Source organism: Bacillus sp. MHSD_36 (assembly GCF_030757775.1).
Lineage (GTDB): Bacteria > Bacillota > Bacilli > Bacillales > Bacillaceae_G > Bacillus_A.
The window spans coordinates 201040-226108 of record NZ_JAVBIS010000001.1 but is presented as its reverse complement, the minus strand read 5'-3'; the positions used below and the strand labels follow the sequence as shown (position 1 = coordinate 226108).

At 37.0% G+C, this 25069-nt stretch carries 22 protein-coding genes; 4 read left to right on the top strand and 18 right to left on the bottom strand.

Annotated elements, in window-relative coordinates:
* Positions 1 to 7: 7 nt before the first annotated feature.
* The 4 genes from Q9B79_RS01180 to Q9B79_RS01165 form a co-directional block, all read right to left on the bottom strand.
* Complete coding sequence (locus Q9B79_RS01180) at positions 8 to 451, bottom strand: flavodoxin (RefSeq protein WP_001062755.1); 444 nt, start codon at positions 449 to 451, stop codon at positions 8 to 10.
* Between the two features lie 140 nt (positions 452 to 591).
* Complete coding sequence (locus Q9B79_RS01175; protein ID WP_306182307.1) at positions 592 to 1212, bottom strand: acetate uptake transporter; 621 nt, start codon at positions 1210 to 1212, stop codon at positions 592 to 594.
* Positions 1213 to 1291: 79 nt separating this feature from the next.
* Complete coding sequence (locus Q9B79_RS01170) at positions 1292 to 1681, bottom strand: NUDIX hydrolase (RefSeq protein ID WP_306182306.1); 390 nt, start codon at positions 1679 to 1681, stop codon at positions 1292 to 1294.
* Entirely contained in the window at positions 1678 to 2019 is a 342-nt protein-coding gene (locus Q9B79_RS01165) for an ASCH domain-containing protein (protein WP_306182305.1), read from the bottom strand. The genes Q9B79_RS01170 and Q9B79_RS01165 overlap by 4 nt, the downstream gene beginning before the upstream one ends.
* Before the next feature lie 110 nt (positions 2020 to 2129).
* Here Q9B79_RS01165 and Q9B79_RS01160 point away from each other — a divergent pair, with 110 nt between their 5' ends.
* On the top strand, positions 2130 to 2687 hold the full coding sequence (locus tag Q9B79_RS01160) for a CatB-related O-acetyltransferase (RefSeq protein WP_306182304.1): 558 nt from the start codon (positions 2130 to 2132) through the stop codon (positions 2685 to 2687).
* A 46-nt stretch (positions 2688 to 2733) separates the two neighbouring features.
* Here the strand turns inward: Q9B79_RS01160 and Q9B79_RS01155 are convergent, their stop codons facing one another.
* A complete protein-coding gene (locus Q9B79_RS01155) occupies positions 2734 to 10206 on the bottom strand; it encodes a DUF11 domain-containing protein (protein ID WP_306182303.1) in 7473 nt (2490 codons plus the stop codon).
* A gap of 116 nt (positions 10207 to 10322) precedes the next feature.
* On the opposite strand from Q9B79_RS01155, the gene Q9B79_RS01150 reads away from it, so the two are divergent.
* The gene (locus Q9B79_RS01150) at positions 10323 to 11072 is read left to right on the top strand and encodes a (S)-benzoin forming benzil reductase (RefSeq protein WP_306182302.1); all 750 of its coding nucleotides are present in this window, start codon (positions 10323 to 10325) and stop codon (positions 11070 to 11072) included.
* 35 nt (positions 11073 to 11107) lie between these two features.
* On the opposite strand, the gene Q9B79_RS01145 is transcribed toward Q9B79_RS01150, so the two are convergent.
* The 6 genes from Q9B79_RS01145 to Q9B79_RS01120 form a co-directional block, all read right to left on the bottom strand.
* The gene (locus tag Q9B79_RS01145) at positions 11108 to 11941 is read right to left on the bottom strand and encodes a GNAT family N-acetyltransferase (protein ID WP_306182301.1); all 834 of its coding nucleotides are present in this window, start codon (positions 11939 to 11941) and stop codon (positions 11108 to 11110) included.
* 67 nt (positions 11942 to 12008) lie between these two features.
* Positions 12009 to 13517 (bottom strand): argininosuccinate lyase, encoded by a 1509-nt coding sequence (gene argH / locus Q9B79_RS01140; protein ID WP_306182300.1) that lies wholly within the window; start codon positions 13515 to 13517, stop codon positions 12009 to 12011.
* A 98-nt stretch (positions 13518 to 13615) separates the two neighbouring features.
* Positions 13616 to 14725: a serine hydrolase gene (locus tag Q9B79_RS01135; RefSeq protein ID WP_306182299.1), complete on the bottom strand. Its 1110-nt coding sequence runs from the start codon at positions 14723 to 14725 to the stop codon at positions 13616 to 13618.
* A 117-nt stretch (positions 14726 to 14842) separates the two neighbouring features.
* The gene (locus tag Q9B79_RS01130) at positions 14843 to 15784 is read right to left on the bottom strand and encodes a nucleoside hydrolase (protein ID WP_306182298.1); all 942 of its coding nucleotides are present in this window, start codon (positions 15782 to 15784) and stop codon (positions 14843 to 14845) included.
* 114 nt (positions 15785 to 15898) lie between these two features.
* Positions 15899 to 17332, bottom strand: coding sequence for a sodium/pantothenate symporter (panF, locus tag Q9B79_RS01125; RefSeq protein WP_306182297.1), 1434 nt, complete (start codon positions 17330 to 17332; stop codon positions 15899 to 15901).
* A 3-nt stretch (positions 17333 to 17335) separates the two neighbouring features.
* Positions 17336 to 17614, bottom strand: coding sequence for a YhdT family protein (locus Q9B79_RS01120; RefSeq protein ID WP_000800722.1), 279 nt, complete (start codon positions 17612 to 17614; stop codon positions 17336 to 17338).
* A gap of 272 nt (positions 17615 to 17886) precedes the next feature.
* Here Q9B79_RS01120 and dhaS point away from each other — a divergent pair, with 272 nt between their 5' ends.
* The gene (gene dhaS, locus Q9B79_RS01115) at positions 17887 to 19371 is read left to right on the top strand and encodes an aldehyde dehydrogenase DhaS (RefSeq protein ID WP_306182296.1); all 1485 of its coding nucleotides are present in this window, start codon (positions 17887 to 17889) and stop codon (positions 19369 to 19371) included.
* Positions 19372 to 19422: 51 nt separating this feature from the next.
* Here dhaS and fabG read toward each other — a convergent pair whose 3' ends face one another.
* Complete coding sequence (gene fabG / locus Q9B79_RS01110) at positions 19423 to 20163, bottom strand: 3-oxoacyl-ACP reductase FabG (protein WP_098669864.1); 741 nt, start codon at positions 20161 to 20163, stop codon at positions 19423 to 19425.
* A gap of 133 nt (positions 20164 to 20296) precedes the next feature.
* Between fabG and Q9B79_RS01105 the strand changes: the two genes are divergently transcribed.
* The gene (locus tag Q9B79_RS01105) at positions 20297 to 20446 is read left to right on the top strand and encodes a YfhD family protein (protein ID WP_001035807.1); all 150 of its coding nucleotides are present in this window, start codon (positions 20297 to 20299) and stop codon (positions 20444 to 20446) included.
* Positions 20447 to 20518: 72 nt separating this feature from the next.
* Here the strand turns inward: Q9B79_RS01105 and Q9B79_RS01100 are convergent, their stop codons facing one another.
* From Q9B79_RS01100 to Q9B79_RS01075, 6 genes are all read right to left on the bottom strand, one after another.
* A complete protein-coding gene (locus tag Q9B79_RS01100) occupies positions 20519 to 22372 on the bottom strand; it encodes a terpene cyclase/mutase family protein (protein WP_306182295.1) in 1854 nt (617 codons plus the stop codon).
* A 99-nt stretch (positions 22373 to 22471) separates the two neighbouring features.
* Positions 22472 to 22897 (bottom strand): divergent PAP2 family protein, encoded by a 426-nt coding sequence (locus Q9B79_RS01095; RefSeq protein ID WP_306182294.1) that lies wholly within the window; start codon positions 22895 to 22897, stop codon positions 22472 to 22474.
* A gap of 77 nt (positions 22898 to 22974) precedes the next feature.
* The gene (rarD, locus tag Q9B79_RS01090; RefSeq protein ID WP_000528116.1) at positions 22975 to 23916 is read right to left on the bottom strand and encodes an EamA family transporter RarD; all 942 of its coding nucleotides are present in this window, start codon (positions 23914 to 23916) and stop codon (positions 22975 to 22977) included.
* A 92-nt stretch (positions 23917 to 24008) separates the two neighbouring features.
* On the bottom strand, positions 24009 to 24257 hold the full coding sequence (locus Q9B79_RS01085) for a DUF1294 domain-containing protein (RefSeq protein WP_000871349.1): 249 nt from the start codon (positions 24255 to 24257) through the stop codon (positions 24009 to 24011).
* Positions 24258 to 24394: 137 nt separating this feature from the next.
* On the bottom strand, positions 24395 to 24793 hold the full coding sequence (locus Q9B79_RS01080; protein WP_000367286.1) for a hypothetical protein: 399 nt from the start codon (positions 24791 to 24793) through the stop codon (positions 24395 to 24397).
* Between the two features lie 42 nt (positions 24794 to 24835).
* Complete coding sequence (locus Q9B79_RS01075; protein ID WP_000752372.1) at positions 24836 to 25060, bottom strand: hypothetical protein; 225 nt, start codon at positions 25058 to 25060, stop codon at positions 24836 to 24838.
* Between the last annotated feature and the right edge of the window lie 9 nt (positions 25061 to 25069).

Below are 25069 nucleotides of genomic sequence, written 5' to 3'. Positions count from 1 at the left end.
CCCATTCTTAGAACTTCTCAGCAAATGCAATTGCAAAATTACTGCATTTTTCAACATCCTCTTCATCTTCTGGAGCTAGTTCAATTTTCAGTCCTTCTTGTACAAGCTCTGCACCGCGTTCTACAAGTTTCTCTTCAAATATCGTTACCGCTTCACAAAACAGTTCATACGCCGTATCTCCTGATCCGAATACCGCTACTTTTTTCCCTGATAAATCTATATTTTCTAAGTCATCATGGAAATCTTCCGCTTCAAATGGTAGTTCACCATCGCCCCACGTATAAGACCCTAAAATGATTCCATCATAAGCCAATAATTCTTCAGCATCCATACCTTCCATTTCTTGCAATACTACTTCATGATCAAAAGCATCTAAACTAACTTTAATTAAATCAGCAATACTCTCTGTATTTCCTGACATACTTGCATAAGCTATTAAAATTTTCGCCACTTCGGCATCCCCCTCTTACAATAAATGATTCTCATTCTCATTATATTAATAATGAGAATCAATTTCAATTATATTTTTTATTATTTCTTTTTATCCCACAAAAAAAGCACAGATGACTATACAATCATCTGTGCTTTTTATTACTTTTTAAAAATACCGAACGGCTTTCCGACTGGTAAAACAACTTTTCCACAGTGTGTATTTAACACTGCTGCTGCTGAACCATAGAAAGATAATAATGAAATAAGAAGTTCAGAATATGCTGCTAAATTATGCATTGCATGCGGCATAACACCTAAAGTACTTAATGAAAGACCAATAAATAAGAAATCAATAAGAACGAAAATCATAAATAATACTTTATGTGTTTCCATTGCACCAATTGTCATAAAGATTGTGAAAATCAAATATCCGATAAAGGCTACCCCAAGCTGTTTTGAATCTGCAGCTTGTGCTAATTTTTCGCCAAATACTCCAAGTTGAATTAACCAAGTCATTCCAACACCTAACCAAAATAGGCCATACGCACCGAATGCTGTTGTACCGAACGTATTGTTATGCTTTGCATCGTGAATACACGCAAAGATTTGTGCAAATCCTCCTAAAAAGATTGCCCACGGTAATACAAGAGAAACGCCATCTGTTAAACCTAACTTTTGAGATGATGCTACAAGTGTTACCATCGCTAATCCAAATAGACCAATTCCAGATGGATCTGCTGTTGTCATTTTCACATGATGTGTAGTTGTTTGATTGCTCATATAAACCTCCTGATTATAAACATACTCGAATACAATACTTAAATCAGAAGGCTATGTCAATGGTTTTTTTTGTATGTTGTCAGACCTTAATTTTATAGTGATTGAATATACTTCCGACCACTTCATACGGTTTTATATTCACTTTTTTCAACTCGTGTATCGGCAACCATAACGGAAGATATATCCCTCTATCTTTCAATTCGAATTCTGCAGCTTTACCACTTCCGAAAACTCCACCTATAATATCGGCATTAAAATAATACTCCGTACCCTTATACTCAACCTTTGTAATTAAATGCTCCACTTCTATATGCACATAAGCCTCTCGCTTCGCTGCTTCTTCGGGTGTTTCTCCTTCTTCAATTCCTCCTCCTGGAAAAACATAATATGTTTCCCCTTCTCTGATACGTTTTATAAGTGCGATTTTCCCTTCCTGTACAATGATAGCCGCGCCGCGATTTCTTATCATTTTATTACCTCAATACGAATCGCAACTGTTCCCCACTTTTCTTCTTGTTCTTTCGTATATATTTTGTATGTACTTTCTAACATTTCCTCTAAACTATCATTTTCACAATCCAATAATTTTTTATCAATTTGTTCGTACATTTCTTGAAAGTTTTCGTATCGTTTTATTTCCGTTACTTTTACAGTGATCGTTTCCTCTGTCGTAAGGTTCGTAAATACAATATGATCGCCTTGTTTTATGAGTTGACGTTTTTTATCGTATAAGCGCACTTCATACACTTTTTTTCCTAATTGAATTGACTGAAAGGGTTTATTATATAATCCCATTTCATATCTCATACATTCCACTCCCACTTATTCATTTTACCTATTAACACTGGTCACCTTACTACACCTTGCATATAATATTCCACGCTTATTTCTTGATTGAGAAAGAAGGTTGAAGAATCATGTTATATTTAAATCAAAAATCTGAATATAGTAAGTATGATATCGGTGATTATACTTATAGTAAAGTAGGTCCAACTATTTTTTCTTGGAATGATGAAACGAAATTAAAAATAGGTAAGTTTTGTTCATTAGGAGAAGACGTTGTTTTCATACTTGGCGGAGAACATCGCGCGGACTGGATAACGACTTATCCATTTAACGCTCTTTTCAGCGAAGGAGCCCATATTACTGGTCATCCCTCTTCAAAAGGTGATATCGTAGTCGGCAATGATGTATGGATTGGTTATCAATCCTGCATTTTATCTGGTGTTACAATTGGTAACGGTGCCATTATTGGCGCAAAGAGTGTTGTTACAAAGGATGTACCGCCATATGCAATTGTAGCCGGTAATCCTGCAAAATTTATTCGATATCGTTTCCCGCAAGAAACAATTGACAAACTAGAGAATCTTGCATGGTGGGATTGGGACATTTCTGTTATAAAAGGAGCTATTCCATTACTACTCTCCGACAAAATCAACGATTTTTTTACCTCTTCCGAAAATGAATCTAAATGACTAATACAAAAAGAGCATCCGGTTCTTCAAGATGCTCTTTTTGTATTTATTTTTTATGTCCGTGCAACTGATGACACGGAGAACATTGAAATGGAATTTTATCTAAGCAATTAAAGTTTGTTTCACAAATTTGTTCAATTGTTGGAACGAACGGAATGACGACCATATTACTTTCTACTATTTGTGTAACAGGTGGCAATACTGTACCTACTTGATGTTCGAAACGAATACTCGCTTGATTAATATAATTTCCTGAACCACTTGGTGCGCTCTGAACTACTACTTGGAACGAAACGGTTCGCGCTTCACCTGGATTTAAACTTCCTATAAGAAATCCTGATAATGGATTTACATTTGGCACTGGCGTATTATCAACCGTTACACTTCCAAGGACAAATCGTACACTACTATCTAACATATCTTGAAAACGGATATTTTGCATCACTGTATCACCCGTATTTGTAATAACTGTCGTAAACGTAATGACATCTCCAATCGTTGCTGCCTGTAAATCTGCCGTTTTTACGACTGTCGTTGAGACATTTTGAGGAATAAACGGGATAACAACTGTATTGCTATCACCTTCAACTACTACTGGCGGCTCATTCGGGTTTACAATTGCAAGCCCATTTGCTATAGCAGTATTTGTAACTAAATTATTTATTTGTCCTCCTGTTATTACAACTTGGAAATTAATAATAGCTGCATCATTTGGCTGAAAATCGCCTAACGGGATACCAGTATTCGGATTGGCAAATGGAAGAGATACATCATTTACTGTTACTGTGCCATTTATAAATAACGTATTCGGATCAATGATATCTGTTAAAACAATATTCGTCACAGGAACTGTACTGTCATTTATAACAGCAATTCCGTAAGTGACAACATCTCCTACCATCGCTACTTCAAAGTTTGCTCCTTTTGCAACAAATAAGATTGCAGTATTTACCGTTACTATAACTGTATTGCTCGTATCCATCACTGTAACTGGCGGCTCCCCTGGTACTAAAATATATTCTGCTAACGCCCCAGCAACGTTCACTACTGTACCACCATCTGGAAAACTTGTAATCGTTGCTTCATATGTTACAAGTGCCGTCTCACCGACTGGAATATCTGGTATCGTAAATCCGACCTGCGGATTTAACCCCGGCTGCGGAACTCCATTTATCGTTACACTATTTGGAACGAAATCGGCTTCTGGAGATAGCACATCTATAAATTGAACATTCATTGCATCAGCAGTACCAGTATTTAATATACGAACCGTATACGTTACCGTTTCTCCTACTCCAACAATTGAATGATCTACTTCTTTTTGCATATCTAAACTGCCTCTATTTACTGGTGTGACTGTCGTATTACTTGAATTCGTAATTGTAAACGGAGGTTCTCCTGGAATTAATTCGAAATCACCCGTTACTCTTGCTGTATTCATAATGCTACTAGAAGGCGGAACCGCGATTACATTTACTTCAAATGTAATTAATACGCTATCCCCTACTGCAAGATCTGGTAATGAAAAGCCTACAAATGGATCTAAACCTACTTGCGAAATTCTATTTATTCGTACACTTCCAGGAACGAATTCTAAACCAGGTGACGGAACATCGCTAAACTGAACGTTCGTCGCTATTACCGTTCCCGTATTTGTAACTTGCACACTATACGTTAACGTATCTCCTAAACGTGTTGCTTCTTTATTTACAGATTTTATAACGTTGAATCTTCCTCTATTTATCCTTGTTACTGTCGTATTACTCGGCTCTGTTACTACAACCGGTGGCTCTCCTGGTACTAATACAAAGCTTCCTGTTATATTTGCAACGTTCGTAATTGTTCCTGATGACGGGATGTTTGTGACTGTCGCTTGAAACGTCACTATAACCGTTTCACCAGCTGGTATATCTCCAACTCCAAATCCAGTAATTGGATTTAAGTTTGGTTGCAGGGCTCCATTTATCGTTACACTATTTGGTACAAATGACGCTCCTGCTGAAATGGTATCAATAAACTGAACATTATTTGCTGTTACTGTTCCTGTATTCGTTATTTGTACTGTATACGTTAATATATCTCCCACTAGAGTAGCGGCTCTATTTACTTGTTTAATAACATTAAAGCGTCCTCTATTTACAGTTGTGAGTGTTGTATTACTTGGCTGATTTACTATAACTGGTGGCTCTCCTGGTACTAAAATAAAGCTTCCAGTAGCATTTGCCGTATTGGCAATTGTTCCGTTTGACGGAACGCTAACAACTGTTACTTGGAATGTGACTTCTACACTTTCACCTGGAGTTATATCCGGAAGTGAGAAGCCAGTATTAGGGTCTAATCCAGGCTGTAACACACCGTTTATCGTTACACTATTCGGTACGAATGTTATAGAGGATGGTAATACATCACTATATTGAACATTCGTCGCTACCACTGTACCTGTATTTTGAACTACTGTTGTATATGTGATTGTATCACCTACTGCAACAACCGGCTGACTTACTGATTTTAAAACATTCAAACCAGATTCATTTATTTCTGTTAATGTCGTGTTACTTGTCGTTGTCTCAGTAATAGGCGGCTCCGTTTCACTTACAGCAAATGTCGCCGTAACATCCACAAAGTTAACAACTGTTCCACCTTGAGGTATGCTCGTTACCATCTCTTGGTAGGTGACAAGTACAAAATCACCTATAGGTATATCTGGAACTGTAAAGCCTATGAACGGATCTAATCCTGGTTCTGGCACTCCGTTTATACTCACACTTCCTGGAACAAATGCTACACCACTCGTACTAGAATCAAGAAATTGAACATTCGTTGCCGGCACTGTTCCAAAGTTAAAAATTAGTACATCGTAGGTTAATATTTCCCCAACCGTCGCTGCCTCTTTATCTACTATTTTCACTGGGAAAATTGAAGCAATATTAATTGTCGTAACGACTAAATTCGTTAATATCGTTTCCGTAATCGGTGGTTCCTGTGGGTTTGGTTGTGAAGTAAATGTAACATCTGCGTCATTTAAGATGACTTCATTATCTGGAACCTCTGTAATCGTCACTTGGAATGTTACCGTAATACTTCCACCAGCATTTAATAATGGGCTAACTGTAAAACCTATTTCTGGATTCAAACCAGGTTGTTGTATTCCACCTATCGTTACACTGTTGTCAACAAACGTCGTCCCTTCTGGAATGACATCTTGGAAGAGTACATCTGTAACAGGGATAATTCCTACATTCGTTATTAGCACTGTATACGTTAATACATCCCCAACAGCCCCAGTTGCAACATTTACTGTTTTTGTTGCTGTCACTTCGCCAGGAGGAGGTAACGGTATTGTAACTACCGTTGTATTACTTGAGTTCGTTGTTGTTACAGGTGGTTGTAAAGGGTTCAATAAGAAGGTAGCTGTAGCAGACGCTGTGTTTAGAACTGCCCCAAGCGTTGATGGTGCAACAACTATCACTTGGAACGTTACTGTCAATGATGTGCCCGCTGCAATATTAGGAAGCGGGAAACCTACATTTGGATCAAATCCAGGTTGAGGCGTTCCATTTATCGTTACACTATTTGCTACAAATGTTGTTTCTGGCGCAATCGGATCAATAAAAGAGACATTCGTTGCTGTCACTGTTCCGTTGTTTCGAATAACAACAGAATACGTGTAAGTTTCTCCAAGTGTTGCTTGTTGTACAGATGAAGATTTTTGTATATTTAATCGAGCTGTATTTACTTGTGTCACTACAAAATTACTATTTGTAGTAGTCGTTATAGGAGGACCAGTTGGATTTATAAGGAAACTGGCAGTAACATTCGATTGATTTCTTATATTCCCACCACTCGGAACACTCGTCACTGTAACTTGAAACGTAATTGTAGCAGTTTGCCCAACTGGAATATTGGTAACAGGAAAACCTGCTATAGGATTCGCACCTTGCTGAACGACTCCATTAATCGTTACACTATTCGCTAAAAATGTAGCTCCAGATGGGATTGGATCTTGAAAAATAATATTTGTTGCGGGAACAGTTCCTGTATTTTGAATAAGAATCGTATACGTTAACGTATCTCCTACACCTGCTTGTGGTGTATTTACACTTTTTATTACATTAATTGATCCTACATTCACTCGTGTCACAACGGTATTACTAATTGTTACAATTGTAATTGGTGGCTGCAACGGGCTTACTTGAAAATCGGCAGTAACATTTGCATTATTCGGAAGCACCCTATTTGGTGGTACGCTCGTGATTGTCACTTGAAAAGTAACCGTCACCATACCTCCTACTGGAATATTAGCAAGTGGGAATCCAGTTGTTGGGTTTAAACCTGGTTGAGGCGTTCCATTTATTATTACACTATTTGCTACAAACGTTGTTCCAGATGGAATCGGATCAAGGAATGATACATTTGTCGCTACTACCGTTCCACTATTTTGTATAGCAACTGTATATGTTAGTGTATCTCCTACACCTGCTTCAGTAGCGCTTACACTCTTCGTTACATTTAGTCCTGAGGAATTCACAACTGTCATAACAGTATTACTTGGAACCGTCACAGTAATTGGTGGCTCTGTTGGATTTACAAGAAAATCTCCAGTTACATTCGCATTATTTACAACATTATTTCCTTGGGGAATTTCATCAATTAATACTTCAAACGTAACAATTGTACTGGCGCCAGTAGGCAAATTATTTAATGGGAATCCAAGTTCTGGATCTGCGCCTTCTTGTAAAACACCATTAACAACTACACTATTTTCGATAAATAATGTCCCTTGTGGAATTGAATCTTGGAAAAATACATTTGTAGCTGGTACACTACCAGCGTTTATAATTTCAATTGTATATACTAAAACATCCCCTACCGTTGCAACATCCGTATTCACTGATTTCACAACTTCAAAGTTCCCTGTTTGTACTGTTGTATTCACAACATTACTCGGAACATTGATCGTTACGGGGGGTTCACTCGGATTCACTTGAAAACTTGCTGTTACATTCGCCTGATTTAAAATATCTTCATTTTCTGGATCCTGTACAATTAATACATCAAATGTAACTACGACTGTTTGAGCCGCAGGAATATTAGGAAGAGAAAATCCTGTATTCGGATTCAATCCACTTTGCGATACTCCATTAATTGTTACAGAATTTGCAACAAACGAGACAGCGGAAGAAATAGCGTCTTGGAAAAACACATTTGTTAACGGAACGTTTCCTGTATTTTGAACAGCAATCGTATATGTTAAAGTATCTCCTACTGCTGCTTGCGTTGTGTTCACTTCTTTTATTACATTTAAACCGCCTGTATTAATTTGTGTTACCACTGTATTCGTCATTCTATTAATTGTAACTGGCGGCTGATTCGGATTAACAACAAAATTAGCAGATACACTCCCCCGATTCGCAATCGTACCTCCCGATGGTGTAGATGTAACTCGCACTTGAAATGTAACAGTCCTACTTCCGCCAGGAGATATATTAGCTACTGTAAACCCAGTCGCTGGATTTGCCCCAGGTTGTGAAACCCCGTCCACAGTCACACTATTTGCGATAAAAGTCGTTCCAACTGGAATCGGATCTTGAAAAATAACATTTGTCGCAAGTACATTTCCGATATTCTCAATTGTAATAGTGTACGTAAGAACGTCATTCACTGTCGCAAAAGCTTTATCCACTGTTTTTCTCGTTCTTATATCAGCTATATTAATAGTAGTAACGACAGTATTACTTGTCGCTTGCCCTGAAACTGGTTGTTGACCAGGCACTGGGGTAAAGGTAAATGTTGCACTCGCACGGTTCGGAATTGGGTTGACAAGAGGATTAGATGTCACTCGAACTTGAAAGCGTACTACAGTCGTTTGCGAAGCATTAATACTTCCTAGATTAATACTACTTGCTGGATTTGCTCCTGGTCGTGCTACACCATTTACCGTAACGCTGTTTGCGACAAATGTTGTTCCTGCAGGAATACTATCAACAAAAATCACATTGTTTGCAGCAACATTCCCATTATTTGTGACATTAACTGTGTACGTTAATACATCATTAAGTGTCGCAGTCTGTAAATCTACAGATTTTTGCATACTTATAGTTGCTTGATTCACTGTCGTTTGTACTGTATTTGAAGAAGATGTACTTGTAATAGGAGAACTACCAACAAAAGGACGGAATTGATATGACACCATTGCACGATTTGGAATAGGGTTTGGGTTCGGAAACGATGTTATTCGTACTTGAAATGTAACAACTCTTTGCGTGTTATTTGGGATTGTTCCTAAATTAATTCCATTAGCAGGGTTTGCATTCGGCTGTGTTACTCCCCCTACCGTTACACTACCTGCAACAAACGTCGTTCCATTCGGAATACTGTCTTGTAATATAACATTTTCTGCACTTCCCGTACCTGTATTAGGAACTGTAATTGTGTAGGTAAGAATATCTCCAACTCCTGCAACTGTTCTATTGACCGATTTAACAGGATTTATAATTGGTCCCGTCGCATCAATTTGAACACCAAAACCAGCCGCTGCATAACCATCACCATTTGTAACGAACCGAACGGTTGCTGACGTTTGATTATTTACTAATGATGATGAAGCATCTACGTTTGTAATATCCCATCCTTGTCTTCGAACAGCCAAAGCTATCCCTAATGGCTGATTCAAATCTCCAAACGTTCCGGTTGTATCTAATTCCCCAAAGTCATTACAAATTTGAGATTGAAAAAAATTATTTGCCGGATTTCTCGGTCCGAATAATGCAACTGTAGCATTTGGGTTTGGTCCAAATCGAAGTTGATCTCCAGAAATGTTAGAATCTCCCTCTTGAACAGTTACGAGCACTCTTCCTGTAACAGCTCCTGTAGCTGGAGTAGCAAATCCTGAAATAGTAGCATCAACCGGTGGTGATGAAGCATCGATAATTTCTTGACCTGCATACACTGACAAATTTCGAAGTGGTAAACTTGCATTTTGATACACAACCTCAAGCGTCCAGCCAGCTGAACGGCTAATTGTTGGGTCGGCTGAAGTTCTTGCAGCTGGCACAGCACCTGTTGTATATGTGCCTGCCCCACCTGCACTAACAAGGTTCGTCACATTGGCAGAGCGAGCATAATAAAACTGGTTTCCTACTGAACCTTGCTGCGCGGTAGCAGGATCTGGCGTAACAGAAAACGTCCCTGCTGGCGTTGTAAATGTAATGTCATCATTTAAAAACGGTAAAACATCTTCCGTGTCAGTCCGAAAAGTACCAGCCCAAACTAACTCTGCATATAGTACACTACTCCCCGCCGGAAGATTTAAAATTGCACTTGAAGAATTCAATTGCCATTCATCTGTTGTCCCTGCCGGGAATCCTGGTACTTGCAACGCTGTATTTACTGTCGTAAACACAGCAAGTGTACCAAAAATATTACCTGGTGCAGGTGATGTAGGGCTAAGTCCCAGCGTATTACCTGTAAACGTGACGGCACCAGGTACTGTTGTCGTAAAACGATTTATAAAAGACACACAATCATCTCATTTCAATTATAGTAAAAAGTGCTCTATACTATAAAATGTAGACAAACTATATAATGTACGTTGTCCAACAAAATTCCGCACATATGAGAGGGGTTTATAAAACTATGCGCTACGTTATCATAACAGGAACTTCACAAGGTTTAGGTGAGGCTATCGCCACGCAATTGTTAGAAAAAAATACAACTGTTGTCTCTATTTCTAGAAGAGAAAATAAAGAGCTTACGAAACTCGCAGAACAATATAATAGCAATTATGTTTTCCACTCCTTAGATCTTCAAGATGTACATAATTTAGAAACGAACTTTAACAAAATCATTTCATCTATTCAAGAAGACACTGTATCCTCTATTCATTTAATTAATAATGCGGGTACAGTTGCTCCTATGAAGCCAATTGAAAAAGCAGAAAGTGAACAATTCATTACGAACGTTCACATTAATTTACTTGCACCTATGATTCTTACATCTACTTTCATGAAACATACGAAAGAATGGAAAATAGATAAACGTGTTATAAACATTTCATCTGGTGCAGGAAAAAATCCTTACTTCGGATGGGGCGCTTATTGTACAACAAAAGCTGGCGTAAATATGTTTACACAGTGCGTAGCAACCGAAGAAGTTGAAAAAGAATATCCAATAAAAATCGTCGCTTTTGCACCTGGCGTTGTTGATACAAATATGCAAGCACAAATTCGCGAAACAAATAAAGAAGACTTCACAAATTTAGATCGATTCATCGCATTAAAAGAAGAAGGAAAGCTATTATCACCCGAATATGTTGCGAAAGCTATTCGTAATTTATTAGAAACCGAAGACTTCCCTCAAGGTGAGGTTATTAGAATTGATGAATAACAAAAAGGCGTGCTATTTTAGCGCGCCTTTTTGTTCTACTTCTCTAAAAATATAAGCACAGACTCCGCAATTTGCTCATAACCAATTTCTTGATAAATTTTATTCGATGTCGGATTCGCTAGATCAGTATATAACGTAGTTGTCTTGTAACCTTCATCTAACATACGTTGACTAAGTGCCGCTACACAATTAGATGCATATCCCTTTTTCCTTGCTTCCGTCGGCGTATACACGAAATTAACTGTTATATTATTTTTAGTTGGACGTGTTTTTGCAGCTACAGAAACAAGTTTCCCGCCTACTTCTAGACCAAATAAACGATGATTAGTAATTAATGTACGTGCGGTTTGTTCTGCTTCTTCTTTTGTAGTAGGAAGATTCACATCTTTGCAAAATTGATATATCCACTCTTCTATTAATGTTAGTTCATCACTACTTACTTCTCGAAAAAATCCATCCTTGCCTGGTTTCTTCTTCACTTCTTTCAACTCATATACCCCTTGCTCCATTACAACATTCGTTTTCTTATTTTCTAACACCGCGATTTCTTCTGCTAAGTGCTGTACAACTTTCTTATCACCAATTAATCCAGGAATATCCGGATATATTTTCGTTAACTCTTTTGCAAGCTCCTTGATAGCTACTCCCGAAATTTCAGAAGTTGCAACAATGATTTGTTTCTTCTCTTCTGTTTGAAGAAATACAACCGCAATTTCTTCTCCTTGTTTCGCTATCCCCATAAATATCGGTTGCTGGACCATTTGTAATACGCCTAATATAAGATTATTTTCCTGTTCATTCTTTTCTAGAAATGGTGTAACCTCTTCTTTAAAATTAACAATCTCTTCATATACATGCAATTGAATCATCGACAATCTCTTCCCTCTATTTATAGTTTTATTAAGGTATTGGCGATTAATTCACTAAATTCCTCTTTTACGATTCAATAATATTTGAAGCTAACGTATTCAAATTATTTTCAGCTTGTAAAATTCTCTGTTTTTCCTTTTCAAATACCTCTTCTTCTTGTCGAAATGACTCTTTTCGATTGTTAATCATGCGCTCCATTTCTTTTTTACTCGGCCCACCGTATACATTTCTTTTTTGTATAAAAGCTTCTGGCGATATAATTTCTTTCCACTCTTTTCCTAATAAAGTTATATTAAATTTTTCTTGTAAGTACATATTCACATCTTTCAAATTTAATTCATGAAGCTCCTTTTTCTGCTCCAATAACATATTTGCAATAGTACTTGCTGCATGATGAGCATGCCGAAATGGAATTTCATAGTTTTTTGTTAAAGCATCTGCGAAATCAGTTATCGTAATTGCATGTTTATAGGAACGATTTTTCAACGTTTCTTCCTCTACTTTCATCGTTCGAATAACTGCATTCATAATAGAAAAAACACGAATAGTCTTTTCAATTCCTTTATATAAATACGGCTGCAAATCATCTTCTGTATCGACAATATCACCAAATGGTGTATTATGAATCATTTGAAATACTGTAAATGCTTCTCCTAAAGCACTACTCGTCATCGCACGGGCATGCTCAATAGAAACTGGATTTCGCTTTTGCGGCATAATGCTACTAATTTGTACATACGGCTTTGCAACAGTAATACCATCATATTCTTTCGTCGCTAATAGTAAGAAGTCATGAATCCATCTACTCGTATTCGTCATCATTACCATAAGTAACGAGCTAACTTCTAATAAATAATCCGCGCCAGCAACAGCATCATATGAATTCTCAATTACATTTGTAAATCCAAGTAAATAGGCAACTCGCTCCCGTTTAATTGGAAAACTAGTTGTGGAAAGAGCTGCAGCCCCCATTGGAGATTGATTTAAAAGTTTGTACGTTTTTTTCATCCTTTCTAAATCTCTTTGCATCGTATCATAAATCGCTAACGTATAATGACCGAATGTTGTTGGCTGTGCTGGTTGTGTATGTGTATAAGCTGGCATAATCGTTTCCTTATGCACATCGGCAAGTTGTAACATACTTTCTTGCAGTAACAAATGATGCTCCATTAATCGTAGTACATATCGCCTTAAACTCATGCGATACATCGTTACACCCATATCATTTCTACTTCTACCAATATGCATATTGCTTATATAATCGCATTTCGCTTCTTGAGAAATTAAATGTTCAACTAAAAAAAAGAGATCTTCATGCTGCTTTGTATATAGCAATTGATCTTTCGGAATTCCCTCTATCTTTTTGAGTGCGTGTAATATAACTTTAGCTTCTTCCTTTTTCATTAAATTTTCTTCCGTCAGCATTGTAATATGCGCTTTATGAACTTGAAACATATCTTTTAATAAGTAATTTCGTTGAAAATGAAATACATGTTGTAATACACAATCCACATATGTTTTCCCAGGGAAATCAGCGCCTTCACTCTTTATAAACTCTTCTTTACTTTGTTTCATCACCTTTTCCCCTCTCACCTAAGTATTACTACCCATCATACCCAGAGATAGAAAAAAAGTGCTTGTATATAAAAAACTCGGTGCTCTCTGCACCGAGTTTATTTAATAAAAGTCGCATTATACTTATCACTTTGCAACACTTGGAAATGTAAGTTTGCTAAATGTTTACGTATTTCTGCACTGTCGTCTTCACTTAAATTATTTGCTAAAAACACTATTTCTGTACAGTTCCCGCGTTTATCCATTGCATAAACTGCTTTTGTAACTGTCCATGGCGTATAACCATTTTTTTGCCCTGCATGTCTAAATGTCTTACGATATTTTTTAGCACTCATATCTGTTTCAACGATGTTCGCCCACACTTTTTCTTCCGCTTCTGTTAGGCCACCTTTATGATTTGCTTTTTGAAGCAGTACCATATAATCGTTTGCAGAAGCTGCTGGTAATCGATCTGACCAAATTTTATCGTAACGTTCCTCTAAATAAAGAGGAATTTCCTTCTGTAATAATGGTCCCTTCTTTTTTAAGCGTTCATGAATAATCATCGCATATTCACGATATTGCTCTTGAGACATTTCTTTTAACTTTTTCTCTATTTTATATTTCGGAACATGTAATTCTTTATGCAAATATCCTGGAATGTATAAAGATGAAACAATCGGAAATAGTGGTTGATGTGCAGGAAGCGATAAACTTTGTAAATTTCGATTAATGTTATCTAATCCTAACATTTCCATTAAATATTCAGCATTTGCATTCGAACTAAACTTAACCATTCCTTTTGCCACTTCTTCTAAAGAAACCGCTCCTTCAGTTATCTTTCCTGTTTTCTCCAAATACTTTTGCCATCTATCTTGCGCACCACCATCTGTATTCGGCACATAATACCGATTCACATCATTAATGGAAACGAAACTAGACGAATCAATTTTCCCTTCTGTAACTTGTTTCGTATATTCAAGGGCCACAATTAGTTTCATCGTACTAGCAACTGGTAATACAACATTTGGATTTACAGAATAAACAATTTTGTCATTTCTCTTTACTAGGAGCGCACTATTTTTTTCATCTTTATGTTCCTCAATAAAGGTTGCGATATACTGCGCATCATCATTATTTGAACTCCATACTTTTTTCACTAAAAAGTTACCCGATATTAGCAAAACGAAAATACCCACAATTACTGCGCATACTATAGTTTTTTTCAAGTAAAATTCCTCTCCTATTGTGTAACTTTTCTCTATCTATCTCTTACAAACAAAATAATGGAGACGATTACTAAAATAATCATCTCCATTATTTTAACTTGTATTCTCCCATTATGTCTACGTCATAATTTTCACGAAGTCTTCGAGAAATTTTTTATAATGTAATGACCAACCGATTCGCACCCAATTCTTTAAAGCTTTCGAGTCAGGTTGAGGACGGAAATCAGCAATACTTTCACCCTTTGCAATTCCAACTGTATCTACATCGACACGGCGATATACATAATCTAACAGGGAGGGATTTGCCGCAACCATCATTGTAACTACGTCATGTACTGGACTACCTGTTATTTTCGGATTTAACTTTTTATAAGCTTTATAATAATACGTAAATATCGGCTCGATTAACTTATTAAAACTCGTTTTAGAGTGTTTCGTAATATATTTTACCATCTCCGGTGTAATAATAGCTTCAGATGTAACGTTCAGTGGCACCAATGTCACATTCTTAGCATTCTGCATCACTAATTGTGACGCAATAGGATCACCATGAAAATTTGCTTCTGCTACCGGTGTAACATTACCAGGCATTAAGAACGCGCCGCCCATTATATAATATTCTTTCACATACTTCATCATCGGCTTTTCTAAAATAAATGCTGTCGCTAGCGTCGTTGACCTACCTGCATCAACTATAATTAATTCTCCTTTATACTTTTCAAGAATATCAAAAAAAGCACAAAAAGGTTTTATATTCGGAGAAAGATTTTTCGGGGGACGAATTGGTCCTAAACCTTCTGCCCCGTGAATTTCCGGATAGTATGTTGTAATATCTCCAGATAAAGGAATCTTCGCACCATTAATAACCGGTATATCTTCCCTTCCTGCTAACTGTAATAAATATGCTGCATTACTCGTCGCCTTTTCTTGTGTTACATTTCCATATCCCGTTACTACGCCGACAATATCAATATCAGGATGCAACAATCCATACATAATTGCTAAAGAGTCATCAATTCCCGGGTCTCCTAAAAATAATACTTTTTTCATCGACCTCAACTCCATCCCCCTCAATTGTTATTAATTTATGAATAATCATTGATATACAGAATAAAAAAGAACAAATTCATACGAAAAAACGCAGTCCTATAAGGACTACGTTCTTCATATAACCTATACTGTTTTTTTCATAGCACTCATACTTCCAATAATATAAGCGATAAACGCTAAGCAAATCGGAAAGACAACTGTATGTATACCGAACGGATTTGGATAGAAAAGGTGAATACACATATATGAGCCTACCCCAACTAAAATGGAAGCAAGCGCTCCTGTTGCATTTCCTTTCCTCCAATATAACCCTAGTACAATCGGCCAAATGAATGCTGCTTCTAATCCACCGAAAGAAAATAAATTTAACCATATTAAAAAATCAGGTGGTTTAATTGCTGCTGCATAAACAAGCAATCCTACAATAGCAGTAATCCATAAACTTCCTTTTCTAATCGTACTGTCTGCCGCATCTTTATTTATGTAATTTACGTAGATGTCTTTAATAATTGATGAACTTACAAGTAACAATAACGAGTTTACTGTAGACATAATTGCTGCCATTGGTGCAGCTAAGAAAACTCCAGCTAACCAAGGTGGCAATACTTCCATCGCGAGTAGCGGCATTACTTTATCTGGTACCGTTATACCTGGAAGTACGACTCTTGCGAACACACCCGTTAAATGCATACCAATCATAATTGTACCTACAACAATCGTCCCAATTATTAGCGCTTGGTGCATCGCTTTTGAATTTTTATAAGACATGGCACGCACACTAATTTGTGGTAAACCGACAACGCCAATTCCAATTAAAATCCAAAATGATGTCACATATGACTTCGTTAAACTACCATCCGCTCCGAATGGTGTAATTAAATTCGGATTGATTTGAACAAGTTCCTGCATAATCTTTTCAATTCCACCACCGGCAATGACAGTAGCAATTAAAATGATTGTCGTTCCAACTAACATAATAATACCCAATAACGTATCTGATAAAGCAACGGCACGGAATCCACCAATTAATACGTACACAAGTACAGAAAAAGTAAATAAAAATAGTGCTGTTGTATAAGAAAGACCCGTTAACGACTCAATTAATCGACCACCGCCGACCCACTGAGCTACTGTTGCTGAAAATAAGAAAATAATAATACATAATGCAGAAAGTATAACAACTGCTTTATTATTATATCTTCCCTTTAAATAATCGATAAGAGTAATGGCTTCCATCTTCCTAGCGATAATTGCAAACTTTTTACCGATAACCGTTAAAACGATGTACCCTGTTACAACTTGAATCGCAGATAGTAGTACCCATCCAAGACCCATATTGTATGCAATACCAGGACCACCAATAAAGCTGCTTGCACTACCATACGTAGCGATCATTGTCATAGCTAATAATAAACCGCCAAGCTCACGCCCACCAAGAAAATATTCTTGCAAAAATTTATTATGAGCAGTTGCTTGCACGCGTCGTGAAGCATATACACCAATTAAAAATACAACGATAAACGAAATTATCATTGGAATGATTACATACCAATTCATCTATTATTCCTCACTTTTTTCTTCCTCATCGAGTGAAATATCTTGAAATACAAAACGAACAACTAAACTAAGTAAAATAACCATAACGATAAATCCAACGATACAGCTATAAAAAAACCATGCTGGAAAACCAAATACATATGTATATTCACTTGGATTTTTACTACCAAGCCCATAAGCAAATCCGTACCATATTATAAAATTAATAATAGCAAGTCCAAGACCAATTAACGCTTCTCTATGGGCAATTCGAAAGCGTGGATCATCATGATAATTCTTCATTTTCTCCCTCCTCTCACGAGGTATTATTGTACCATTGTTCTTCTAGTTTTTCCTACTAGAAAGCAAAAACAAGCAGGATTTTTTATAATTATATAGAAGATTCTCTTACATTACATATTTTTTACAATTGTAACACAAATGAAATTTGAATTTTCAGTATTTGTTAATTATGATTTAAATTAGAGGCTTTCCATCTAGTTCCCACATCCTTGACTTCGGAATAAACGCCGTCTCGTACTGCGTTTACATTATATTTTCAAGGGGGTTATACAATGAGTCAACTAGCTGTAAATCTTCATGAAAAAGTAGAAAAGTTTCTTCAAGGTACAAAAAAGTTATATGTGAATGGATCTTTCATTGAAAGCGCTTCCGGTAAAACATTTAAAACACCTAACCCAGCAACTGGCGAAACACTTGCCGTCGTGTCTGAAGCCGGTCGCGAAGATATTCATAAAGCTGTAGTTGCAGCTCGCATGGCTTTTGACGAAGGTCCTTGGTCTCGCATGAGCACCGCTGAGCGAAGCCGTCTTATGTACAAGTTAGCTGATTTAATGGAAGAACATAAAGAAGAGCTTGCACAGCTTGAGACGTTAGATAACGGAAAGCCAATCCGTGAAACAATGGCAGCAGACATACCACTCGCAATTGAACATATGCGCTATTATGCCGGCTGGGCTACGAAAATCGTTGGTCAAACAATTCCTGTTTCTGGTGATTATTTTAACTATACACGCCATGAAGCTGTTGGTGTCGTTGGTCAAATTATCCCTTGGAACTTCCCGCTTCTTATGGCAATGTGGAAAATGGGAGCAGCGCTTGCTACAGGATGTACAATCATTTTAAAACCTGCAGAACAAACTCCATTATCTGCTCTATACTTAGCTGAATTAATTGAAGAAGCTGGATTCCCGAAAGGTGTTATTAATATCGTACCTGGATTCGGTGAATCAGCTGGACAAGCTCTCGTTAATCATCCACTCGTTGATAAAATTGCATTTACTGGTTCTACTCCTGTCGGTAAACAAATTATGCGACAAGCGTCTGAATCATTAAAACGCGTTACACTTGAGTTAGGTGGAAAATCACCAAATATCATCTTGCCAGACGCCGATTTATCTCGTGCGATTCCTGGTGCCCTTTCTGGTGTTATGTTTAACCAAGGACAAGTATGCTCTGCTGGATCACGCTTATTTGTTCCGAAGAAAATGTATGATAATGTCATGGCTGACCTTGTCCTTTACTCTAAAAAATTAAATCAAGGTGCTGGCTTAAGTCCAGAAACTACAATTGGTCCTCTCGTTTCTGAAGAACAACAAAAACGTGTAATGGGCTACATTGAAAAAGGCATTGAAGAAGGTGCTGAAGTACTTTGCGGAGGAAGTAACCCATTCGATCAAGGCTACTTCGTTTCCCCTACTGTATTCGCTGACGTTAATGATGAAATGACGATCGCAAAAGAAGAAATTTTCGGTCCAGTTATTTCTGCAATACCTTTTAACGATATTGATGAAGTAATTGAACGTGCAAATAAATCACAATTCGGCTTAGCGGCTGGTGTGTGGACAGAAAATGTTAAAACAGCTCACTATGTTGCAAGTAAAGTACGTGCTGGTACTGTATGGGTAAACTGTTATAACGTCTTTGATGCAGCATCTCCATTTGGAGGATTTAAACAATCCGGTCTTGGCCGTGAAATGGGATCTTACGCATTAAATAACTATACAGAAGTGAAGAGCGTTTGGCTCAACTTAAACTAACAGAAAAAGAACCTGACCTGATAGGTCAGGTTCTTTTCATTATGTATGCCTTTAAACTTGCAGTCCCCCGCTCACATTCAATACTTCTCCTGTAATATAGGATGCGTATTCTGATGCTAAAAAGGCAGCTGCATTCGCAATATCTTCTGGCGTTCCAATTCTACCAACTGGAATTGCGCCGACCATCTTTTCTTTCACTTTATCTGGTATCGTTTTTGTCATATCCGTATCCATAAATCCTGGACAAATCGCATTACACGTAATACCGAAACTTCCAACTTCTTTCGCTGCCGTTTTCGTTAAACCCACAACGCCTGCCTTCGTAGCTGCATAGTTTGCTTGACCTATGTTTCCTTCTCTACTAATTGAAGATATATTAATAATGCGTCCATACCCTTGTTGTCTCATGTAAAGCAGCGCTGGTTGCATACAATAAAAAACACCCGTTAAGTTTACTTGCATTACTTGTTCCCAAGCAGACTTCTCCATTTTATGCAGCATTGCATCCCTTGTAATCCCAGCGTTATTCACTAAAATATGTAATGTTCCGAATTTTTGAACCGCATATTCAATTAACGACTTCGCTTCATTTTGATTACTCACATCACATCGATATAAGCTCACTTCATATCCTTCATCCGATAACTCACGTGTCGTTTTTTGTAGCTTCTCTTCATTTACATCACTAATTAATACTTTCGCTCCTAGTTTTGCATAAACCTTTGCAATCTCTTTTCCAATTCCCTGTGCAGCTCCTGTTACAACAGCTGTTTTCCCATTTAAAAACTCCATCCCTATCCCCCATTTCTATTACTTATACTGTATATTTCGGCTTTTTACTTTCCAATTCCTCTTTGTATAAAAAAGTCTATTTGTGTCAAACTAACTTTGCAACGCCGCATAAAGTGTAAGGAGATTGTGTCGAATGAACAAAAAAAATTTCAAACAAAACAAAGCTACTGATGGCATTGATGTTGAGTTCTCTCGTGAACTCGCTGATCACGATGACTTAGAAGCAAACGCACGTGCAAATGCCGCTGATGCACGTCAAAAACGCCAGTCAACAGAAAAATAAGGAAAGCACAACCTTATTCTTTTCAACAGGGACCTACTACCCAACAAAATAAACCGAGAAACATCTCTCGGTTTATTTTTCATATTTTTTTGTATAATGTGCCAAAGTAAGTAGCGGATAAATTTGGGCATAGCTATGATAACGAATATAAAACCCACCTGGTAAACCTGTTCCAGTAGGATATTTTTCATTCACATAAGGATTCGCAAGCAAATATGAAATGCCTTTTCGAATAACTGGCGTCTCTATATCATAGTAAGAAATGAGAGCATCTAACGCCCATGCTGTTTGAGATGGTGTACTAAATGGTAAAGTAACAAATCTTTTCTCCACACTACTTTGGCATGATTCTCCCCATCCACCATCTTCATGCTGTATATGTTCAAGCCATAAAGCTGCTCGTTTCAATGATGGATTGTTAGATGGAATTCCGAGTGACCGTAAACCAGTCATAACAGCCCACGTACCATATATATAACAAATCCCCCATTTCCCATACCAGGATCCATTTTTCTCTTGTACATTCATTAACCAATTTATCGCACTTTGTTTTTGTTTCTCAGGTAATTCATTTTGCGTATATGTCCCGAAAAGCTCTAACACTCTTCCTGTAATATCTGGTGTGGAAGGATCTGTAATCATATCACTTGCATTTTCGATTGGTAAATTTGCTAATAACTTGCTCGTCACACCTTTTTCAAACGCTCCCCAGCCCCCATCATTATTTTGTAATCCTTTAACCCAATCAATCCCTTTCTGCCAAGCATTATTTACCTTTTCATCCTCTCTACTTCTTGCCAACACTCTTAGTACAGCGGTTGTATCATCAACATCTGGAACTGTCGTATTTACATCTGAAAAACCCCAACCACCTGGAGTAAGCGCCGGGGCATGCATGCTCCAATCAGCTTTTTTTGTATGTTGTTTTTTTAATAAATATGCTGTTGCATTTTGAAGCATTTTATTATCTTTCGGAACGTGGGCCTCTTGTAACGCATAGCTGAGTAAAGCTGTATCCCATACGGTTGAAGGAGAGTTTTGCAAGTGACTCCCTCTTTCCATCTTCCATATATAAGATGTTATCCCAGCTATAGCCTTTTGAATCAGTGATGATTGAAGAGAATGCCCTAACGCAAGTAAAGCATAAATCATATAAAACGAGGCAGTTGCGTAACTATATAACGTTCCATTTTCATCAATACGCTCTTTCATGAAACGTTCGACTTCCTCATATCCTTTATGATGTAACGAGAGTGGATACGAGATAATTTGTTTTACATCACTTAATAACGTTTGAAACAACGGAGACCGATCCTCCCGAAACCATTCTCCGCCCCCGCCTGCAATGTGATTTACATTTGGCAATAACTTTTTCCCTACTCGAAATCTTTTATTTAAACACACCATCATCGGAATTAAATGGATACGTGCTGAGCTACTCAATTCAAATATACTGAGGGGGGAATCATTCTGTAGAAACATGATTGGTGTTGGTAAATGAAAGAGTGAAGGATATTCATATTCTCCATGAATTGCTAATAAAAACTTTGTCATAAAATGAGCACGCGCCACACCTCCGCGTTCCTTAATAAAATTTTCCGCTCGCTTCATATTCGCATCTTCTTTTGTATATTTTTGCGAAGCAAGTAAGGCCGCATAAGATTGAATGGTAGCTGATAAATTACCTCCTACTTCATCTTCATACAATTTCCACGTTCCTTCATTTGTTTGAAGTGATGCTAACCTTTTTACAAACGGTTCTATCTCTTTATCTCTACCTAATAATTTTAATAAAAAAATCATATGGCAATCTGTTAATGGAGCTCCTTCAAAACAAAATCGCCACGTACCATCTTGCCGTTGCATCGTTTGAAGTGCAGTTGCTCTTCTCGCTATTTCTTCATGCGCTTTTTCATATAATAACAAGTTACTCACCCACCCTTTCGAAATCCGTATAACGATATTCAAGAAGGTAGCTGAATATGTATGAATACAAAGAAAAGCAGAACATATAAGATGCTCTGCTCATAAACAATATCCTACTCCGACAATAATCCCTAATAAAGCACCAACTACTACTTCATACGGCGTATGCCCGACAAGCTCATTTAACTTCTTATATTCTGTTTGTCTACCGTGAAAAAACTCATTCAATATTTTCGCCTGTTTACTTACTGCCAGCCTTACTCCTGAAGCGTCATACATAACTATAATGGCAAAAATAGCAGCAACTGCAAATAAAGTACTTTCCACACCTTCCACAACGCCAACACCTGTCGCCAGTGCTGTAACAGTTGAAGCATGAGAACTTGGCATCCCACCTGAAGCGAAAAACTTTGCAAAATCAAATTCACCCGTTTTGAATAATTTAAAGACTACTTTCGTTAATTGTGCTAAAAACCATGAAATTACAGCGGCCATAAGCGGATCGTTATGTAAAATTGTTTCCACGTTCTCAGCTCCCTACTAGCTATAATGGAAATCCTATAGTATCAGTATAAAGAAAAATGCGTAGAAAATACTACGCATTACGATACTTTTGCTGATTTATTTTTTATAAATTTCGGTTGTTTCTGCACTAAGAACTTTGTTTTCGCTACCGAGAATACAACTAATGCAACCCATATACAGAAAAATGCAATCATATGGGTAGATGTGAAATGTTCACCAAATACGAATACACCTAAAATTAAACTAATTGTTGGCGCAATATATTGTAAAAAACCTACCATATAAAGTGGAATAAGTTGGGCTCCTTTTGCAAAATAAAAAAGTGGCAATGCTGTAACAATGCCCGCTCCTATTAATAGTAATGTCGATAACATTGAGATAGAGCCAAATGAGCCGAAACCATGTACTCCTGTCATTACTAGATAAATAATCGCAAACGGTGTCACTAACATCGTTTCCATCGTAAGTCCAATTGTCGCATCATAGTTTAACAATTTTTTTGTTAATCCATATAATCCAAATGAAAGGGCAAGTGATAAAGAAACCCATGGAATAGCCCCGAAACGTACTGTTAAAATGATAACTCCTACTCCAGCTAAACCAACTGCAACGTATTGCCAAAAGTTTAACTTTTCCTTTAAAACGACTGTACCAAGTAAAATACTAATAAGCGGATTAATATAATAGCCAAGACTTGCTTCAATGACATGATTATGATTAACGGCCCATATGTAGACAAACCAGTTTCCGCTAATCAAGACTGAAGCTATTGTTAATGACATTAATAATTTAGGTCGTTTAAAAAGATTCATGAACTCTCCAATAAACTGACGAAATCTCTTCGTAACACCTAATACGATTAACATAAACACGAACGCCCAAACGATGCGGTGTGCTAATATTTCATCTGCTGGGACTTCCTCAACCCATTTCCAATAGATTGGTAGTATTCCCCACATCGTATACGCACCAGCCGCATATATAATCCCTTTTTTTTGCTCTGCTGATTGATTCCCCATCTTCCTTTTTCTCCTCTTCTCATTTTTTCTCCATTATACGTTCCCACATGCTCACTTTACCAATAATCAATCTGCATTTCTTTCGACATTTCTCATACAACGAATAATAAACATACCGTTATTACAACAAGTAACGGTATGCCGAAAACAAATTTCTTTTTATGAGTTTTATGATGAAACATATACATACCAATCCAAGCTCCAACTGCTCCCCCAGCTGCTGCTGATAAAAACAACGTACTTTCTGGCGTTCTCCACTGTTTCTTCTTCGCTTTTCGTTTATCAAGCCCCATAAGGCTAAAAGCTATAACGTTAATAATAAGAAAATAAATCCATTTCATCGCTTTCTCTCCCTATGAAAAATCCGCTTAATGGTAACATGAAAAAACGATAGAAACAACTGAAGAACGCTTTTTATTGATTAGTTACCTTCATATTTACATAGCCAATTAAACAGAAAGATGTTATGGGCAAGATCTTATATTTCATTCCCTTCACCTACTACCATAGCATCGAAAAAACTTCTCTCAATCTCTTTTTCATCAAAATGAAGAACTACGATTAGCCCCACATATAAAGAAACGAAATTTAGAAACCATTCCTCATTATCATCTTTCTTAGCTAAACATTTAAATATCTCTTGAAATTGCATACGCTCGTCTACAGCAATAATCGGTCGCACGCCAAAATATTTCAATACAAGATGTAGGTTTAGCTGCACGGATAATGATAAAATATACTTTAATAGCTCCGTATAATGAGCAACATTTTTTTCACTATATAACTTCACAAGCTCTTGATGTAAAGTAGAAATCGATAATTCTTCTTTAGTCACTTTTGTTGCTTCTATCATTTCAATCATCTTTTTCATATCCATTACATTTACCCCTCCTATTGCAAAACAAAAGCCAAAGTGTATTTATTTTATAATCAGCAATAATTGAGTATTTCTCGCCTCTCTTTCTTCTTCACTTACTAAGTCATACTTTTTTAAAAGGTGAAATACATCATTTAACATTTCTTGTGAGTGATTACCTTGCAAAAATTTTTTTAACCCTTTAAAAATATCTTCAGATAAAAAAATCTTTTGACTTTCAAGTTTATTCATTACATCTTCAATAGAATGATCGATATTACACGCCATAAAAAATTC

Coding starts and splice junctions, on each gene's coding strand:
- Q9B79_RS01175 (WP_306182307.1), bottom strand. CDS start 1,212: ATGAGCAATCAAACAACTACACATCATGTGAAAATGACAACAGCAGAT.
- Q9B79_RS01170 (WP_306182306.1), bottom strand. CDS start 1,681: ATGATAAGAAATCGCGGCGCGGCTATCATTGTACAGGAAGGGAAAATC.
- Q9B79_RS01165 (WP_306182305.1), bottom strand. CDS start 2,019: ATGAGATATGAAATGGGATTATATAATAAACCCTTTCAGTCAATTCAA.
- Q9B79_RS01160 (WP_306182304.1), top strand. CDS start 2,130: ATGTTATATTTAAATCAAAAATCTGAATATAGTAAGTATGATATCGGT.
- Q9B79_RS01150 (WP_306182302.1), top strand. CDS start 10,323: ATGCGCTACGTTATCATAACAGGAACTTCACAAGGTTTAGGTGAGGCT.
- Q9B79_RS01145 (WP_306182301.1), bottom strand. CDS start 11,941: ATGATTCAATTGCATGTATATGAAGAGATTGTTAATTTTAAAGAAGAG.
- argH (WP_306182300.1), bottom strand. CDS start 13,517: ATGAAACAAAGTAAAGAAGAGTTTATAAAGAGTGAAGGCGCTGATTTC.
- panF (WP_306182297.1), bottom strand. CDS start 17,332: ATGAATTGGTATGTAATCATTCCAATGATAATTTCGTTTATCGTTGTA.
- Q9B79_RS01120 (WP_000800722.1), bottom strand. CDS start 17,614: ATGAAGAATTATCATGATGATCCACGCTTTCGAATTGCCCATAGAGAA.
- dhaS (WP_306182296.1), top strand. CDS start 17,887: ATGAGTCAACTAGCTGTAAATCTTCATGAAAAAGTAGAAAAGTTTCTT.
- fabG (WP_098669864.1), bottom strand. CDS start 20,163: ATGGAGTTTTTAAATGGGAAAACAGCTGTTGTAACAGGAGCTGCACAG.
- Q9B79_RS01105 (WP_001035807.1), top strand. CDS start 20,297: ATGAACAAAAAAAATTTCAAACAAAACAAAGCTACTGATGGCATTGAT.
- rarD (WP_000528116.1), bottom strand. CDS start 23,916: ATGGGGAATCAATCAGCAGAGCAAAAAAAAGGGATTATATATGCGGCT.
- Q9B79_RS01085 (WP_000871349.1), bottom strand. CDS start 24,257: ATGAAATGGATTTATTTTCTTATTATTAACGTTATAGCTTTTAGCCTT.
- Q9B79_RS01080 (WP_000367286.1), bottom strand. CDS start 24,793: ATGGATATGAAAAAGATGATTGAAATGATAGAAGCAACAAAAGTGACT.
- Q9B79_RS01075 (WP_000752372.1), bottom strand. CDS start 25,060: ATGGCGTGTAATATCGATCATTCTATTGAAGATGTAATGAATAAACTT.